Origin of the sequence: Vespertiliibacter pulmonis (genome assembly GCF_013377275.1) — a bacterium.
Taxonomy (GTDB): Bacteria; Pseudomonadota; Gammaproteobacteria; order Enterobacterales; family Pasteurellaceae; genus Vespertiliibacter; species Vespertiliibacter pulmonis.
The window spans coordinates 1,097,611-1,113,765 of the sequence record NZ_CP016615.1 but is presented as its reverse complement, the minus strand read 5'-3'; the positions used below and the strand labels follow the sequence as shown (position 1 = coordinate 1,113,765).

The 16,155-nt window shown below is 38.6% G+C and carries 17 protein-coding genes; 11 read left to right on the top strand and 6 right to left on the bottom strand.

Features of this window, described 5'->3' with window-relative positions:
• Window positions 1-64: 64 nt before the first annotated feature.
• Window positions 65-1,072 (top strand): YeiH family putative sulfate export transporter, encoded by a 1,008-nt coding sequence (locus tag A6B43_RS05455; protein WP_124211781.1) that lies wholly within the window; start codon window positions 65-67, stop codon window positions 1,070-1,072.
• 99 nt (window positions 1,073-1,171) lie between these two features.
• Here the strand turns inward: A6B43_RS05455 and cysK are convergent, their stop codons facing one another.
• Window positions 1,172-2,122: a cysteine synthase A gene (gene cysK / locus A6B43_RS05450; protein ID WP_124211782.1), complete on the bottom strand. Its 951-nt coding sequence runs from the start codon at window positions 2,120-2,122 to the stop codon at window positions 1,172-1,174.
• 156 nt (window positions 2,123-2,278) lie between these two features.
• Between cysK and A6B43_RS05445 the strand changes: the two genes are divergently transcribed.
• Both A6B43_RS05445 and A6B43_RS05440 read left to right on the top strand, forming a co-directional pair.
• Window positions 2,279-3,013: a ribonuclease T2 family protein gene (locus tag A6B43_RS05445; protein ID WP_124211783.1), complete on the top strand. Its 735-nt coding sequence runs from the start codon at window positions 2,279-2,281 to the stop codon at window positions 3,011-3,013.
• Window positions 3,010-3,507 (top strand): SprT family zinc-dependent metalloprotease, encoded by a 498-nt coding sequence (locus A6B43_RS05440; protein WP_124211801.1) that lies wholly within the window; start codon window positions 3,010-3,012, stop codon window positions 3,505-3,507. Before A6B43_RS05445 ends, A6B43_RS05440 begins: the two co-directional genes overlap by 4 nt.
• A 4-nt stretch (window positions 3,508-3,511) precedes the next feature.
• Here A6B43_RS05440 and mobA read toward each other — a convergent pair whose 3' ends face one another.
• A complete protein-coding gene (gene mobA / locus A6B43_RS05435) occupies window positions 3,512-4,615 on the bottom strand; it encodes a molybdenum cofactor guanylyltransferase MobA (RefSeq protein ID WP_124211784.1) in 1,104 nt (367 codons plus the stop codon).
• 187 nt (window positions 4,616-4,802) lie between these two features.
• Between mobA and dsbA the strand changes: the two genes are divergently transcribed.
• Entirely contained in the window at window positions 4,803-5,444 is a 642-nt protein-coding gene (gene dsbA / locus A6B43_RS05430; RefSeq protein WP_124211785.1) for a thiol:disulfide interchange protein DsbA, read from the top strand.
• An 80-nt stretch (window positions 5,445-5,524) separates the two neighbouring features.
• Here the strand turns inward: dsbA and fabR are convergent, their stop codons facing one another.
• Together fabR and oxyR are read right to left on the bottom strand one after the other, a co-directional pair.
• Window positions 5,525-6,145 (bottom strand): HTH-type transcriptional repressor FabR, encoded by a 621-nt coding sequence (fabR, locus tag A6B43_RS05425; protein WP_124211786.1) that lies wholly within the window; start codon window positions 6,143-6,145, stop codon window positions 5,525-5,527.
• Window positions 6,142-7,038 (bottom strand): DNA-binding transcriptional regulator OxyR, encoded by an 897-nt coding sequence (gene oxyR, locus A6B43_RS05420; RefSeq protein WP_124211787.1) that lies wholly within the window; start codon window positions 7,036-7,038, stop codon window positions 6,142-6,144. The genes fabR and oxyR overlap by 4 nt, the downstream gene beginning before the upstream one ends.
• A gap of 159 nt (window positions 7,039-7,197) precedes the next feature.
• Here oxyR and murB point away from each other — a divergent pair, with 159 nt between their 5' ends.
• Together murB and A6B43_RS05410 are read left to right on the top strand one after the other, a co-directional pair.
• Complete coding sequence (gene murB, locus A6B43_RS05415) at window positions 7,198-8,226, top strand: UDP-N-acetylmuramate dehydrogenase (RefSeq protein WP_124211788.1); 1,029 nt, start codon at window positions 7,198-7,200, stop codon at window positions 8,224-8,226.
• Entirely contained in the window at window positions 8,223-8,987 is a 765-nt protein-coding gene (locus A6B43_RS05410; RefSeq protein WP_124211789.1) for a biotin--[acetyl-CoA-carboxylase] ligase, read from the top strand. The genes murB and A6B43_RS05410 overlap by 4 nt, the downstream gene beginning before the upstream one ends.
• A gap of 48 nt (window positions 8,988-9,035) precedes the next feature.
• Here the strand turns inward: A6B43_RS05410 and A6B43_RS05405 are convergent, their stop codons facing one another.
• Window positions 9,036-9,899, bottom strand: a complete 864-nt coding sequence (locus tag A6B43_RS05405; RefSeq protein ID WP_124211790.1) for a YicC/YloC family endoribonuclease — start codon at window positions 9,897-9,899, stop codon at window positions 9,036-9,038.
• Window positions 9,900-10,043: 144 nt separating this feature from the next.
• On the opposite strand from A6B43_RS05405, the gene rph reads away from it, so the two are divergent.
• Window positions 10,044-10,769, top strand: a complete 726-nt coding sequence (rph, locus tag A6B43_RS05400) for a ribonuclease PH (protein WP_124211791.1) — start codon at window positions 10,044-10,046, stop codon at window positions 10,767-10,769.
• A 65-nt stretch (window positions 10,770-10,834) separates the two neighbouring features.
• On the opposite strand, the gene A6B43_RS05395 is transcribed toward rph, so the two are convergent.
• On the bottom strand, window positions 10,835-11,095 hold the full coding sequence (locus tag A6B43_RS05395; protein WP_124211792.1) for a YfhL family 4Fe-4S dicluster ferredoxin: 261 nt from the start codon (window positions 11,093-11,095) through the stop codon (window positions 10,835-10,837).
• Window positions 11,096-11,267: 172 nt separating this feature from the next.
• On the opposite strand from A6B43_RS05395, the gene nadR reads away from it, so the two are divergent.
• The 4 genes from nadR (at window position 11,268) to rlmB (ending at window position 16,114) form a co-directional block, all read left to right on the top strand.
• Window positions 11,268-12,527 (top strand): multifunctional transcriptional regulator/nicotinamide-nucleotide adenylyltransferase/ribosylnicotinamide kinase NadR, encoded by a 1,260-nt coding sequence (gene nadR, locus A6B43_RS05390; RefSeq protein WP_124211793.1) that lies wholly within the window; start codon window positions 11,268-11,270, stop codon window positions 12,525-12,527.
• Window positions 12,528-12,529: 2 nt separating this feature from the next.
• Window positions 12,530-13,222, top strand: coding sequence for a metallophosphoesterase family protein (locus A6B43_RS05385; protein ID WP_124211794.1), 693 nt, complete (start codon window positions 12,530-12,532; stop codon window positions 13,220-13,222).
• A gap of 498 nt (window positions 13,223-13,720) precedes the next feature.
• Window positions 13,721-15,310, top strand: coding sequence for a peptide chain release factor 3 (prfC, locus tag A6B43_RS05380; protein WP_124211795.1), 1,590 nt, complete (start codon window positions 13,721-13,723; stop codon window positions 15,308-15,310).
• A 60-nt stretch (window positions 15,311-15,370) separates the two neighbouring features.
• Window positions 15,371-16,114: a 23S rRNA (guanosine(2251)-2'-O)-methyltransferase RlmB gene (gene rlmB / locus A6B43_RS05375; RefSeq protein ID WP_124211796.1), complete on the top strand. Its 744-nt coding sequence runs from the start codon at window positions 15,371-15,373 to the stop codon at window positions 16,112-16,114.
• The last annotated feature ends 41 nt before the right edge of the window (window positions 16,115-16,155 follow it).

Genomic DNA, 16,155 nt, shown 5'->3' with positions numbered 1-16,155 from the left:
TTTTTGAATCACTCATATTTACAGTGAAGGCATACTCTTGTTATGCCTATTTTTAAGGGATTATATGAACAAGAATAAACTCTCAGGTATTATTATTGTTGCTATCTTAGCCGCAATTTCTTGGGTAATTGCAGAAACTGATATCGCTAAAAATCTTAATCTAAGTGCTTTAACGATTTCAATTTTATTTGGTATGCTACTTGGAAATACCGTTTATCCTAAAATTGAAAAACAAACCATTGAAGGTATTAATTTTTCAAAAGCATTCTTATTAAGAGCGGGTATTGTGCTATACGGCTTTCGTATCACATTACAAGATATCAGTTCTGTTGGTGTAAATGCTGTTGCAAGCGATGCCATTATGCTCATCACCACCTTCTTCATCACAATGTGGCTTGGTGTGCGTCTATTAAAAATTGATAGACAGATCGTCCAATTAACCGCATCAGGTTGTAGTATCTGTGGTGCAGCTGCTATTATGGCAACCTCACCTGTGATGAAAGCAGAATCGCATAAAGTGTCAGTTGCTGTCGCTCTAATTGTTATTTTCGGAACGATTTGTATGTTCCTCTACCCTGCGATTTACCCATTTTTAAGTAACTATATGAGTGAACATCAGTTCGGTATTTATATCGGCTCAACCGTTCACGAAGTTGCACAAGTTTATGCTGCAGGGAGTAATATTAACCCTGTTGTTGCAGATACTGCTGTGATTAGTAAAATGATTCGTGTAATGATGCTTGCTCCATTCTTAGTTGTACTTTCTTACTCATTACAAAAAGAGAGTGGCGAGCAAGGCGGGAAAATTAATATTCCTTGGTTTGCCGTACTGTTCGTTGGTGTTGCGATTTTCAACTCTTTCAACTTAATTCCACAAGAAATCGTCCATTGGTTAGTGCATATTGATACTATGCTATTGATTATGGCAATGACAGGGCTTGGTTTAACTACTCGTGTTAGTGCAATTAAACAAGCAGGTGTTAAGCCACTTTTACTTGGCGCTTTAGTTTGTGTATGGTTAGTAGTAGGTGGATTTTTCGTGAATTTTGCAATGGAAGGTCTGATTGGCTAACTGAGCAAACACTCCTTAGCTATTATTACAAGTAAATAAAGCGGTCAGTTATTGCGGAAATTTGCAAATTTCTTTGATAACTGACCGCTTGTTTTACAATTAAGCCTCAATACCATCAAACAATGCGGTACTCAAGTAACGCTCTGATGCGGACGGCAAAATAACGACAATAAGTTTGTCTGCAAATTCAGGTAATTTTGCAAGACGATCCGCCACTGCCACAGCAGCTCCCGATGAAATACCTGCAAGAATCCCCTCTTCTGCCATTAAACGGCGTGTAGTTTTAATCGCTGTTTCACTATCAACCAATTCTACTCGATCAATTAAATTAAGATCTAAATTTTGTGGAATAAACCCTGCTCCAATTCCTTGAATTTTATGAGGTGATAGTTTAATTTCTTCACCTTTTAATGTCTGCGTAATCACTGGCGACTCTGCTGGCTCTACCGCAACACTAATAATCTGCTTACCTTTCTGCTGTTTAATAAAACGGCTAACTCCCGTAATTGTTCCGCCAGTTCCCACACCAGCAACTAAAACATCAATTTCACCCTTAGTTGCTTGCCAAATTTCAGGACCTGTGGTTTGCTCGTGAATAGCAGGATTGGCTGGATTTTCAAACTGTTTGAGCATTACATAACGATTTGGATCACTTGCAAAAATTTCTTCAGCTTTTGCCATCGCCCCTTTCATTCCTTTCACGCCTTCCGTTAGCACAAGAGTTACGCCCAGTCCACGCAATAAACGGCGACGTTCAATACTCATTGTTTCTGGCATTGTGAGCGTTAATTTATACCCTCGAGCTGCTGCAACATAAGCTAAAGCAATCCCTGTATTCCCACTCGTTGCGTCAAGAATTTCTTTGCTCTTATTTAAAATACCATCTTTCTCTGCCTGCCAAACCATATTTGCACCAATACGGCACTTCACACTAAAACTTGGATTACGTGATTCAATTTTAGCCAGTACATTGCCATTTTGCCCAAAATGCTTTAACCGCACGAGCGGTGTATTACCGATAGTTTCTGAATTATCACTATAAATCGTCATTAAAAAATCCTCATAAATAAAAAAATATAAAAGTATAGACCTAAAACTAACCATAACACTTTGCCGTGTATTTGCAAAGTTTTGTCATTTCTAACCACTTGCAAGCCAAATAAATTTCGGTATAGTAACCATTTTTGGCAACTCGACTTTCCTATAATGAAAAATACTAAAAAGCCTGCTTATCGCAGATTAAATCAATTAGTTAGCCTCGCTTTAATTTGTATTGCCGCTGCCATTACTTGGTTAAAAAATGATGAAAAAGAACATAAAACACCCCAAGTTTCACAACAAACTCAGCAAATGCCTTCTGTACAGCTTCCTGATCATTTAGGTAATTACGATACGAGTTTATCAAATGATAAATTTGGGCAAAATAGTACTGCGCCTATTGATTACTATATGCTTTCGCTTTCTTGGTCACCAAGTTTTTGTGAATCACAAAAACAGCGAAATAACGGAAAAATTCCGCAAAATCTACAATTTCAGTGTAACCAAGCAGCTAAATTTGGTTGGGTCATTCACGGCTTATGGCCACAAAATGCCAAAGCAAATAGAGTTGAAGATCACCCTCGTTTTTGCCAAGGCGATCTTCCTCCTGTGTCTGAAATAACAATCAAAAAATATATGGCGAACTCCCCGGGAGCTGGTTTATTACAAGGGGAATGGGAAAAACACGGTGCGTGTGCATTCGACACTGCTGAAGATTATTTTGCTAAACAAAAAGAATTATTTGATAGCTTAAACTTACCAGGTAGTGAACTTAGCCGTAAAGAGCTTTTCCAATGGATGAAAAAATTTAACCCACAATTAAGAAATGTTCATTTGAATGCAAGCCATAACGAACTTTACATCTGTTATGACAAAAAATGGCAACCAATGGACTGCCAATGAGCCAACTGCGTCAATTAAAAATGCAGGTACATCGCCAGTTGAAGAGGGATCTTGAAAAAGCAAACCACTATTTTGGTAAAGATTTTCCCTTACCTGAGGTCAGTTATGCAATAAAGGGGCTAAAAGCTGGAGTTGCTTACCTGCAACAAAATGAAATTCGTCTAAATCCCGTATTATTGGAAGAAAACGGGCAATCATTCATTCAGCAAGTTATTCCTCACGAATTAGCCCATTTACTGGTTTATCAGCAATATGGACGAGTACAACCTCACGGCAAAGAATGGAAAATGGTGATGGAACAAGTACTGAATGTCCCAGCTGAAACTTATCACTGTTTTGATACCCGCAATGTACAAGGGAAGCAATTTAGCTACACCTGCGATTGCCAGACACATCTGCTATCAATTCGCCGCCATAATGCGATTTTGCGTCATAACAGACAGTATCTATGCAAAAAATGTCACCAACCATTACGCTTTTTAGACGATAAATAATAATCTAGTTACAAGCGGTCTGTTTTACTAAAAATTTGCAAATAAACTCAGAAATCTGTTCTATATCATTGATATTCAGATGATTTTCACGTTCAAGTGAATAATCTGTTGCCGTTGCAATCGTAAATGAATCTAATTCAGGTAACGGCTTACCTTGATTTGCTAACGCCTGGCGATGCAACTGAATTTTGGGTAACGTTTCCTGCTTAAAACCTTCAACTAATACTAAATCGACTTCGTTATTATCAAATTTTGCCACAAGTTCCGCAAATTCTGCGGGAGTTTGCGTTTCATTCATCAATGCCCAACGTTGATCACACACAATCATTGTTGGATTAGCTCCCGATAAACGCAAACGATGGCTATCTTTACCCTCTTTATCTACTTCCACATTATGATGGGAATGCTTAATGACTCCAACTCGCACCCCTTTTTGTAATAATTGGGGAATTATTTTTTCCAATAAAGTTGTTTTACCTGTGCCACTATGCCCCGTTATTGCAAGTAACGGCACAGAACAAAAAGACGAGCGAAATTGACCGCTTGCTAACGCTTCTTCTGTATTAAAATTCTGAAATGCCTGTGATTGTTCCGAGAAATCCACCGCAACACTTCGCTGTGTTTGGAAAAAATGTAACAAACGGCGTTCGCCTTGAGCAAGGTAAGCCATTAAATCTGCTTCGACCGTTCGATGTAACAACGCAAAAGTCGGGTGAGCTTGCTCACCATCGTGAGCATAGGCGATATTGACTTGATTGATCCGTAATGATGTGCTTAACTTTTGTAATAGATTTTTCGGAGGAAAAGGGCAATCGCAAGGAACAAACAGCAGATATTCACTTTCAATACGCTGAAACCCAGACAACATTCCACTTAACGCTCCCTGAAACCCTTCAAGATTATCAGAATATTTCGGTATTTCAGGGTATAATTGCTGATACAATGCCTCTGAGCGGTTAATATTTAGATAAATGTCACTTACTTGCAATGTAAGGCGATCCAAAATATGGCTAATAATTGGCTTACCATTTAATTGTTGTAATCCTTTTTCCTTACCGCCAAAACGGCGTGCTAAACCACCCGATAAAATCACTGCAGAAACACTCATCTATTTTCCTTATATTGCAAAAGTTTGTTGAAAGTATATGATTTCAGCTAGTTTTTTCCAAATGCTTTCTTGTAGAATAACGCCCTAAATATAGGCTTGCTCTGCTAACTATACTCACATGGAATTTTCAACGTTTTATGTTGTCCAATCTTTATCTCGTTTTATCTTAATTAAGGAAAATTATCTAATGAAAAAATTCGCAATTAAAACCACTTTTATTATGCTATCTGCACTTTTTATGTTTAATCAGCAAGTTACTGCACAAGAATTCAAAGCAGGTAAAGAGTATGAACAAGTAAGACCTGAACCAACCGCACAAAAAGAAGTCATCGAACTCTTTTCATTCTACTGCCCACACTGTTATGAATTTAATACTACCTATAAAATTCCACAAAAAATTCAGCAAGGTTTACCGAAAGATGCCGTACTTAAAGAGTATCACGTTGATTTTTTAGGTGGTCAATCAGAAGAATTAACTCGTGCTTGGGCATTAGCAATGGTATTAGGTAAAGAAGAAAATGTGAGAATGCCTCTGTTCCAAAATGCACAAAATAATGCTATAAAATCAATGGACGATATTCGCACTATATTCCTTGAAAACGGTATTACTGCAGAACAATTTGATGGCGGAATAAATAGCTTTGTTGTCAATGGCTTAGTAAATAAACAAAAACAAGTCGCCGAAGAATTTAAAGTACGGGGCGTACCTGCATTCTTCATCAATGGGCAATATAAAATTAACCCAGAAGGGTTTTCCGATGTGAGCTCTACCGATGAATTTATCAAACGCTATGTTGATACAATTCTTTTCTTAATAAAAAACAAGTAGTAAATTATCATTCCCTAAAAGCAAAACAAGCGGTTAAATAGACCGCTTGTTTTGTTATTTATCATTACACTTCTATATCTTCACGAACGTTTACTCTGAGCGTAAAACATTGCTCCTTTCATTAGCATTTTCAGTTGCATAATCACTCGTTGCTTAAGTTCTTGACGCTGTTGCTTATTCATATCAAGTGCGTGCGATCCTGCCGTAAACACAAGAATAACCAATCCTTCTGACTGAACATACGCTAATTCAGATGTTATTTGGGTATTATTGCGTTGAATATACTCCGCTAATTCTGCAACAAAATGCTGAATTTCTCGAGAAGCTGCTGTACGAAATGCCAATGATGTTCCCGAGCTTTCACGCAATAATAATCGGAATATATTTGGGCGTTTATCAATAAATTCAAAAAATGTTTCGACAGACGTTACGACTTCACTTCCACCATCTTCTAAACGTTTACGCGCTTGACGCATCAATTGGCGGAGAATAAGCCCTGATTCATCAACCATCGCTAGACCTAATTCGTCCATATCTTTAAAATGGCGATAAAATGATGTTGGTGCAATATTCGCTTCTCGGGCCACTTCTCGTAAACTTAAATTCGAAAAACTTTTCTCTGCGGTAAGCTGATTAAAAGCCGCATCAATTAATGCTCGGCGCGTTTTCTCTTTTTGCGCTGCTCGTACGCCTATACTCATTGAGCGATGTCCATAATATGTTTAATTTCTTTTGCGAGACGCTCATAGCGTTGTCGCAGTGGCGATCCAGGGCGATAGATAAACCCAATCATTCGGTATGGTTCAGGTTCATTAAAAGAGCGGTAAGTTACGCCATCAGATAAGCTATTTACCTTAGTCGCTAATTCTGGAATTAATGCCATTCCTACTTCAGCAGAGACCATATTGCGTAACGTTTCTAAGCTACTCGCTTTAACCCGTTTATTCTCTCTTGCTCCAACGGATACGCAATACTCCATTGATTGCATATGTAAGCAGTGTCCATTATCTAACATTAACAGCTCTTTATCTCGTAGCATACTTAAATCTAAATTTTTCGTTTCTTTCGCCCAACAATGCGAATTAGGCACGGCTAAACGCATTTTTTCATTGAACAATGGCACTTGAATAAAAGGTTCACTTTCACGGGTTAGTGCAACAAGTCCACAATCTAACTGTCCTGATTCTAACTGCTCAATAAGCACTGAGGTTTGTAGTTCATAAATATAGAGATCCAATTCAGGAAACTGTTTTCTTAATTCAGGTAAAATAATCGGAGAAATATAGGGGCCTAGCGTTGGAATAATACCGATTAAAATAGGGCCAGACATCTCTTTTCCTTGATTACTCGCCATCTCTTTTAAAATCCGTACCTCTCTCAATACTGATTTAGCCTGCTCAACTAATGTCAATCCAGCTTGGGTAAAAAGTACTTTACGACTTGTCCGCTCTAATAAAATCGTCCCAAGCTCATCTTCTAATTTGCGTATTTGGCCGCTTAACGTAGGTTGGCTAACATTACAAGCATCGGCCGCTTTACGGAAATGTTTAAAATCAGCTAAGGCAATCAAGTACTCTAAGTCTCGAATATTCATCAATTTCTCCTATCAATGTATAACTAAATTATGGCATATTTTGTTCAATTTGTTACAAAATAATTCGAGCTTTGCACAATAGCGATCTTTTCAACAAAAAAAATGCTAAAATTTCTAAATTATTAATGCAATTTCACCTCTTTTTAGTTGGACTACACAATGAACCAAAGTTTAACGCCCTTTCATACATTCCATTTACCCGTCAGCGCCACTCATATTGTAGCGGTAAAAACTGCTGATGAATTGCTGTATAAATGGCAACAAGCTAATAATGCCCATCAGCCAATATTGCTTGTCGGACAAGGTAGTAATCTACTTTTTTTAGATAATTTCTGTGGCACAGTGATTCTTAATCAACTCAAAGGGATTAAACATTCAGAAGATGAACATTTCCACTATTTGCATATTGCTGGTGGCGAAAATTGGCACGAACTCGTGCAATGGACACTCTCTCAGGGAATTTACGGGCTAGAAAATTTAGCCTTAATCCCAGGCTGCGTAGGCAGTGCACCTATCCAAAATATCGGAGCTTATGGCGTTGAATTTGAAAACGTATGTGATTTTGTCGATGTGCTTAATCTACGTTCAGGCGAATATTTTAGATTAGAGAAAAACCAGTGTGAATTTGGCTATCGAGAAAGTATTTTTAAACATCAATATAAAGATGGCTATGCCATTATTGCCGTTGGGCTGAAGTTATCTAAAGCGTGGCAACCTGTATTAAGTTACGGCTCGCTCGCCAATTTAGATCCAACCGATGTTACTGCACGACAAATCTTTGATGAAGTTTGTGCTGTACGTTCTGCTAAACTGCCTAATCCTGATGAAGTCGGTAATGCAGGTAGTTTTTTCAAAAATCCAATTATCTCATTAGCAAAATTTAATGAACTTCAGACCGCTTATCCAACCATACCACACTATTTCCAAGCAGACGGCACCGTTAAATTGCCAGCTGGCTGGCTCATTGACCAATGCCAGCTTAAAGGCTTTCAGATCGGTGGAGCAAGCGTACACACTCAACAAGCCTTAGTGCTTATCAATAAACATAATGCAACAGGTACCGATGTGCTAGCTCTTTCTCGTGCTGTCCGCCATAAAGTGCGTGAAAAATTTGGTGTAGAAATTCACCCTGAAGTACGTTTTATTGGGAAAAATGGCGAAGTTGATAGTGAGGAAATAACCCGATGAGCAAGCTCAACGGCACGTTAATTCAGCCGTCTTTACTTTGCGGTGATATTTTTGTCTTTGAGCAAATCGATTCAACCAACGAATATTTGCTCAACCATTATCAACATTTAGCTTGTGGAACAGCTTGTTTAGCCGAGAGCCAAACGGCAGGACGAGGACGGCGTGGACGGCAATGGTATTCCCCCCTTAGCCAAAATTTATACTGTTCTTTACTTTGGCGTTACGATCTTCCACTTTCTCAGCCTATTTCGTCTTTGAGCTTAATTGTTGCTCTTACCCTTGCAGAGACGTTTGAACAGCTCGGGGTAAACAATATTCAAATTAAGTGGCCAAACGATATTTATTACCAAGGTAAAAAAATGGGGGGGATTTTGATTGAAAATCGGTTTGATAGCCAGCAAATCCACTTAGTCATTGGAGTTGGGTTAAACCTCGCAATGCCAACGACTGAACCTGATATTAAACTTCAACCCTGGTCTGATCTTGCTGACTACCGCTTCGATCGCAACCATATCACAGCAACCATTCTTTCTCAATTACAAAGAATGTTAATTGAATACCAACATACGTCATTTAAAGAATACCTTTCCCGTTGGAAAAAATTTGATCTTTTTTACCAACAGCCTGTGAAACTATTAACCGAACAAGGTGATATTTACGGCATCTCACAAGGTATAAACGAACAAGGTGAGCTTTTATTAGCACAGCCTGAAGGCATAAAAGCCTTTGCGATTGGTGAAATTTCACTACGTCTTGCTTAAAATGGATCGCAAGCGGTGCGATCCGTCCATTTTTTGCTAAAACTTTTGTTACTCTAAATTTTGGATCTGCTCACGCATCTGTTCAATCAAGACTTTCAATTCAACCGCAGAATTGGTTACCTCTGCATTGATTGATTTTGAAGCTAACGTATTTGCCTCTCGATTAAGTTCTTGCATCATAAAATCTAGTTTACGCCCAACTGCACCGCCTTTGTTCAAAATAGATTGCGTTTCTTTAACGTGAAGCTGTAAACGATCTAGCTCTTCTGCTACATCTACTCGCTGTGCTAAAAGTACCATTTCCTGCTCAAGACGTTGCGGATCAAGCTGTAAATTCAACTCTTCAAAACGTTGCGATAAACGATCTTTTTGCCATTGTAAAATGCTCGGCATCTGAGTTTGAACCTTACTTGCTTCTTGGGCAATCAAGGTCAATCGCTGTTGGATAAGTGTATTTAAACTCTCCCCCTCACGCCCTCTCATCGCAATAAACTCCCTTAAAATTTGCTCAAACCCTACCAACAGATCTTGACTAATTTGATCAAGATCTTGTGATTGATTATCGACAACGCCAGGAAAACGCAAAATATCAACTAAATTTATCTCGCCTGCCTGCGCAGTTTCTTTAAGCCATTGTAAAGAGCCAATAACTTGCTTCGCATAATCTTGATTTAATGATAATTCATTGTTTTTATGGCTATTTAATTCAATACGTAAGCTACACTCCACTTTCCCACGAGATAACTCTGCACGCAGACGCTCACGCAGTGACATTTCTAAGTGGCGAAATTGTTCGGGCAAACGGAAAAATGTTTCCAAAAAACGCTGATTAACTGAACGAAGTTCCCATACTGCATTCCCCCACGTTTTTTTGATTTCTAAATGTGCAAAAGCTGTCATACTATAAATCATTTTACTCTCTCTTATAGCTAAATTGTTTAGTTCAAAAATTAAGGCTATTGTACCCTTTATTCTGTTAAAATAGGGAAAATTTTGCATTGAGATCCTATTATCACAAGGGTTTCACATTTCATTATAGTAAAAGGAATAGAAATAATGCGTCCAAATGATCGACCTGCTCATCAAACTCGTCCAATCAAGATCACTCGCCAATATACCCGTTATGCCGAAGGCTCTGTTTTGATCGAATTTGGCGAAACGAAAGTGCTATGTAATGCTACGATTGAAGAAAATGTCCCTCGCTTTTTAAAAGGGCAACAACAAGGATGGATTACCGCTGAATACGGAATGTTACCTCGAGCAACCCATAGCCGTAGCCAACGGGAAGCAGCCAAGGGCAAACAAAGTGGACGTACAATGGAAATTCAGCGATTAATTGCTCGTTCACTGCGTGCAGTCGTTGATCTCAAACTCCTTGGTGAACGAACCATAACCCTCGACTGTGATGTAATCCAAGCTGATGGCGGCACACGCACTGCCGCTATTACAGGAGCTTGCGTTGCGTTGCACGATGCGATTCAAACTCTTCTCACAAATGGAACGCTTAAACAAAACCCGATGAAAAGTTTAGTCGCTGCAATTTCAGTGGGAATCGTAGATAATCAAGCAGTATGTGATTTAGAATATGTGGAAGATTCTAATGCAGAAACAGATATGAACGTGGTGATGGTCGAAGATGGGAGATTAGTTGAAATTCAAGGAACAGCGGAAGGCGAACCATTCAGCCATTCTGAATTACTCACTTTGTTAGAACTAGCAAAAGGCGGAATTTCACAGCTCATTGATGCACAACGCCAAGCGTTAAATCTCACTACAAACTAGAATACAAAAAATAGCGTGATCTGCCCCCTTGCAAGCGGTTAGATCACGATTATTTTTGCCCATTACTACAATTCATCTGCGTGATGAATTAACACAAAGCGCTCCCACAACTGCTCGGTTGTTTCAATATGGTCGGGATCTTTAATAATACAATTATTTATTGGGCAGACTTTCTGGCAAGTTGGTGTTTCATAATGACCGACACATTCTGTACAAAGGGCAGGATCAATCACATAAATTTCATCGCCCATTGAAATAGCCTGATTTGGGCATTCTGGCTCGCACATATCGCAATTAGTACATTTATGATTAATCAATAATGCCATAAATTTCTTCCCATCAAAATTAGCTGATTATACTCTGCCAGCAGAAAGTAGAAAGCATTTATACATTTTTTTGCAAAAACTTCATCTGATCTCACCGCTTGTAAATACATAAAAACAATGACAAAAACAGCGATTTCGCCTATCATTTACAACTTATCTTGAGGACAAACTTATGCCTGATTTTGCTTACCTTCAACAAAAACGTAAACAGCTCAAACTCAAAATAAATGAGGTTTGTGAGCAAGCTAATATCACCACCGATTATTTTAATCAATTAGTGATTGGGGAAATATCAAACCCAAGCGAAGAAACTCTCGCTGCCCTACATAAAGCGCTACAAATCGGCGAACAACGCCCCCGTGTAGGCGTTATTTTTGGTAAATTTTATCCTGTCCATACTGGGCATATAAATATGATTTACGAAGCCTTCAGCAAAGTTGATCAACTTCACATCATTGTTTGTACCGATACAGAACGAGATTTAAAACTCTTCCACAATAGTAAAATGAAAAGAATGCCAACCAACGAAGATCGCCTACGTTGGATGCAACAAATTTTTAAATATCAGCAAAAGCAGATTTTTATCCACCACTTAGTCGAAGATGGGCTTCCTCATTATCCAGATGGTTGGGAAGCCTGGGCTGAACGAGTAACTGTATTGTTTAATGAGAAAAATATTAAACCGACTATTGTTTTTAGTAGTGAAATTCAAGACAAAATTCCGTACGAAAAATACCTTAATTTAACCGTACATTTAGTTGATCCAGAACGTAATTCATTCAATATTTCTGCGACAAAAATTCGTAATAATCCATTCCAACATTGGCGTTTTATTCCAAAAGAAGTACGTCCGTTTTTTGTTAAAACAATTGCAATTTTAGGTGGCGAAAGTAGTGGAAAAAGTGTTCTCGTGAGCAAGTTAGCAAACGTATTTAATACCACCTCTGCTTGGGAATATGGACGTGAATATGTTTTTGAAACCCTTGGTGGGAATGAACAAGCATTACAATACTCCGACTATCCACAAATTGCACTAGGACATCAACGCTATATTGACTACGCAACTAAACACGCCCATAAAGTAGCAATTATTGATACTGATTACATTACAACCCAAGCCTTTTGTATTCAATATGAAGGCAAAGCACACCCATTTTTGGATTCAATGATTCGAGAGTATCCATTTGATATAACCATTTTACTCTCAAACAACACAAAATGGGTTAATGACGGTTTACGCAGTTTAGGTTCAACTAAACAGCGACAACGTTTTCAACAGCTACTCAAAAAATTACTAGATAAATACCACGTGCCTTATATTGAAATTGAATCTCCAAGTTACTTAGATCGCTATAATCAGACAAAAGATGTCGTTGAAGCTATTCTTAATGAAGAGCCAATTCCAAGCAATTTTAAACATAACGAGAAATAGAAATGATCCTGTTTGCGGGCGATCCTCACGGAAGTTATGCTCATCTTTATCCCATTGTACAAGCACACAATGACGTTGCTTTAATTATTTTAGGGGATTTACAATTAACCACACCCACTGAATTAGATAAGCTCGCTCAATACTGTGATATCTGGTTTATTCACGGCAATCACGATAGCAAAACAGTAACTGCCTTCGATTCTATCTGGGGCTCCCACTGGAAAGAACGTAATTTACACGGACGTGTCGTTGATATTCAAGGATACCGTATTGCAGGGCTGGGAGGGGTATTTCGTGGACATATTTGGATGCCTCCTCATCGGCCAATGTTTTTTGACCCAATCCATTACTGTCAATATTCGCCCCAAGAACGTATTTGGCGAGGCGGTGTACCATTACGTCACCGTAGTTCAATTTTTCCTTCGGATATTGAACAGCTAGAAACACAAAAAGCAGATATTTTAATTACCCACGAAGCCCCACGCCCTCACCCTCAAGGCTTTGCAAGGCTTAATCAGCTGGCACGAAAAATGGGAGTAAACAAAATTTTCCACGGGCATCATCACGATAATTTTGATTATCGCCCAATCAACCGCAATAAATATTGTGAAATTTTTAATATTGGTTTTCGTAGCCTAGCGGATATTGACGGCAATTATTTACTGGTTGGCGTTGATGATCGAGATATCAAATAAAAATGCCCAGTAATTACTGGGCATTTCATAAATAACAAATTAAAACGTGATCTTACCGCTTGTTTAAACTGTTAAATCTTTATTTTCTTGTTCAATCGCTTGAATTTGCTATTTAGAGCTATCACCATATTTATTGGGGTATTTTTGACCCTCTTTAAAATATAAAAAGGCTCAAAATAAACTGGAAAACTAACGACAGATTTAACGCACTTATTGCAGTATTCAAAATATCTAACGCCTAGGAGATAAGGATATATACCAAAGTAAACTAGCAAAACCCCCGCCATCTTACTAGACCTTTAAAATCAAAGGTATTTCATCTCTAACAAAAACCAATTCATCTTTTCTCCTGACAAGCGGTATATTTAGCCTAAATATGTGCAATTATTATCATAATTTCATCGTTATAGTTGTTATAACCTAAAAGATAGGGGACAATAATAAAAATTGATAAAACTATCTTAAACAACTCATTTAAAACAATTATAAGAGAAAATAATGTCCTTAAACGATTATCCACAACAAGTTAATAAACGCCGAACTTTTGCAATTATTTCCCACCCCGATGCGGGTAAAACGACCATTACTGAAAAAGTGTTGCTTTACGGTAATGCAATCCAAAAAGCGGGTTCAGTAAAAGGAAAAGGCTCTGCCCAACACGCTAAATCGGACTGGATGGAAATGGAAAAACAGCGTGGTATTTCTATTACGACTTCTGTAATGCAATTTCCTTATAATGATTGCCTCGTTAATTTATTAGATACTCCTGGGCACGAAGACTTCTCGGAAGACACTTACCGTACCCTCACTGCGGTTGATAGTTGCTTAATGGTAATTGATTCAGCAAAAGGGGTTGAAGAACGTACGATTAAACTGATGGAAGTTACTCGCCTGCGTGATACGCCGATTTTAACCTTTATGAATAAACTTGACCGAGATATTCGTGATCCAATGGAATTACTTGATGAAGTTGAGAGTATCTTAAAAATCCGCTGTGCACCAATAACGTGGCCCATTGGTTGTGGAAAACTATTCAAAGGGGTTTATCATATTGCTAATGATGAAACCTATCTCTACCAAACAGGACAAGGGCATACAATCCAAGAAAGACGTATTATAAAAGGGCTAAACAATCCTGAATTAGATTTAGCTGTGGGTGATGATCTTGCTCAACAACTGCGTGATGAGCTAGAACTCGTTCAAGGTGCAAGTAATGAATTTGAACTTGAGGCTTTCCTCAACGGTGAACTTACTCCTGTATTCTTTGGAACAGCATTAGGTAATTTTGGGGTTGATCACTTCCTTGACGGTTTAACTACTTGGGCTCCCAAACCGCAACCACGTCAAACCGATGAACGTATCGTTTCTGCTGATGAAGAAAAATTCAGCGGTTTTGTCTTTAAAATTCAGGCAAATATGGATCCAAAACACCGAGATCGTGTCGCTTTTTTACGGGTTGTCTCTGGTAAATATGAGAAAGGAATGAAACTCAAACACGTTCGTTTAGGCAAAGATGTGGTTATTTCCGATGCTCTAACATTTATGGCTGGCGACCGAACCCACGCTGAAGAAGCCTATGCAGGCGATATTATTGGTTTACACAATCACGGTACAATCCAAATTGGAGATACCTTTACACAAGGGGAAAATTTGAAATTTACGGGTATTCCAAACTTTGCTCCTGAGCTTTTCCGCCGTATTCGTTTAAGAGATCCACTCAAGCAAAAACAGCTACTCAAAGGCTTAGTACAACTGTCTGAAGAAGGAGCTGTTCAAGTATTCCGCCCATTGATGAATAACGACTTAATCGTTGGAGCTGTGGGTGTACTTCAATTTGATGTAGTTGTTGCTCGTTTAAAATCCGAATATAACGTAGAAGCGATTTATGAGACAGTCAATGTTGCAACTGCTCGTTGGGTAGAATGTAGCGATGTGAAAAAATTTGAAGAATTTAAACGAAAAAACGAGCAGAATTTAGCTCTTGATGGCGGTGATAATTTAACCTATATTGCTCCAACAATGGTTAATTTAAACCTTGCTCAAGAACGCTACCCCGATGTAACCTTCTTTAAAACAAGAGAACATTAATTCGATTGCCTCATTAAAAATGAGGCAATTTATCATCAAGACTATTATAATGAGAAAAATATGAGTGAACAAATTTACGGCATTCATGCCGTTAAAGCTTTTCTAGATAACGCCCCAGAACGTTTAATTGAAGTTTATGTCTTAAAAGGGCGAGAAGATAAACGTTTAGCCCCTCTTTTAGCCCAATTACAGCGTTTAGGTATTAGTATTCAACAACTTAACCGCCAAAGTTTAGATAACAAAGCACAGGGTGAAGTCCATCAAGGTGTGATTGCACGTATTGTGCCAGCGAAAGAATTAAATGAGAACGATCTCGATCACATTCTCGCCACAAAACAAAACCCATTTTTACTCATTTTAGATGGTGTAACGGACCCTCATAACTTAGGGGCGTGTTTACGCACTGCTGATGCCGCGGGGGTTGATGCCGTAATTGTTCCTAAAGATAAATCAGCACAGCTGACCTCAATCGCCCGTAAAGTGGCGAGTGGCGCAGCAGAAACCGTGCCATTAATTCGGGTAACGAACCTTGCTCGTACAATGCGAGAATTGCAGGAAAATAATGTTTGGATTGTTGGCACAGCGGGTGAAGCCACTGAAAATCTCTATCAAGTTAAATTAACAGGTTCAATCGCTTTAGTGATGGGCGCAGAAGGGGACGGAATGCGTCGTTTAACTCGTGAACATTGCGATCAGCTCATTAGTATTCCAATGGCGGGATCAGTCTCCTCTCTCAACGTATCAGTGGCTACAGGCGTTTGCTTATTTGAAATTGTCCGCCAAAAATTAGCATCACTTAGCTAATCTCTTTTTATAAAAACAAACAAGCGGTGAGATGTTGCAAA

Coding starts and splice junctions, on each gene's coding strand:
- A6B43_RS05405 (WP_124211790.1), bottom strand. CDS start 9,899: ATGATTTATAGTATGACAGCTTTTGCACATTTAGAAATCAAAAAAACG.
- oxyR (WP_124211787.1), bottom strand. CDS start 7,038: ATGAATATTCGAGACTTAGAGTACTTGATTGCCTTAGCTGATTTTAAA.
- dsbA (WP_124211785.1), top strand. CDS start 4,803: ATGAAAAAATTCGCAATTAAAACCACTTTTATTATGCTATCTGCACTT.
- A6B43_RS05455 (WP_124211781.1), top strand. CDS start 65: ATGAACAAGAATAAACTCTCAGGTATTATTATTGTTGCTATCTTAGCC.
- A6B43_RS05445 (WP_124211783.1), top strand. CDS start 2,279: ATGAAAAATACTAAAAAGCCTGCTTATCGCAGATTAAATCAATTAGTT.
- A6B43_RS05395 (WP_124211792.1), bottom strand. CDS start 11,095: ATGGCATTATTGATTAATCATAAATGTACTAATTGCGATATGTGCGAG.
- nadR (WP_124211793.1), top strand. CDS start 11,268: ATGCCTGATTTTGCTTACCTTCAACAAAAACGTAAACAGCTCAAACTC.
- mobA (WP_124211784.1), bottom strand. CDS start 4,615: ATGAGTGTTTCTGCAGTGATTTTATCGGGTGGTTTAGCACGCCGTTTT.
- rph (WP_124211791.1), top strand. CDS start 10,044: ATGCGTCCAAATGATCGACCTGCTCATCAAACTCGTCCAATCAAGATC.
- cysK (WP_124211782.1), bottom strand. CDS start 2,122: ATGACGATTTATAGTGATAATTCAGAAACTATCGGTAATACACCGCTC.
- A6B43_RS05440 (WP_124211801.1), top strand. CDS start 3,010: ATGAGCCAACTGCGTCAATTAAAAATGCAGGTACATCGCCAGTTGAAG.
- rlmB (WP_124211796.1), top strand. CDS start 15,371: ATGAGTGAACAAATTTACGGCATTCATGCCGTTAAAGCTTTTCTAGAT.
- murB (WP_124211788.1), top strand. CDS start 7,198: ATGAACCAAAGTTTAACGCCCTTTCATACATTCCATTTACCCGTCAGC.
- A6B43_RS05385 (WP_124211794.1), top strand. CDS start 12,530: ATGATCCTGTTTGCGGGCGATCCTCACGGAAGTTATGCTCATCTTTAT.
- prfC (WP_124211795.1), top strand. CDS start 13,721: ATGTCCTTAAACGATTATCCACAACAAGTTAATAAACGCCGAACTTTT.
- A6B43_RS05410 (WP_124211789.1), top strand. CDS start 8,223: ATGAGCAAGCTCAACGGCACGTTAATTCAGCCGTCTTTACTTTGCGGT.
- fabR (WP_124211786.1), bottom strand. CDS start 6,145: ATGAGTATAGGCGTACGAGCAGCGCAAAAAGAGAAAACGCGCCGAGCA.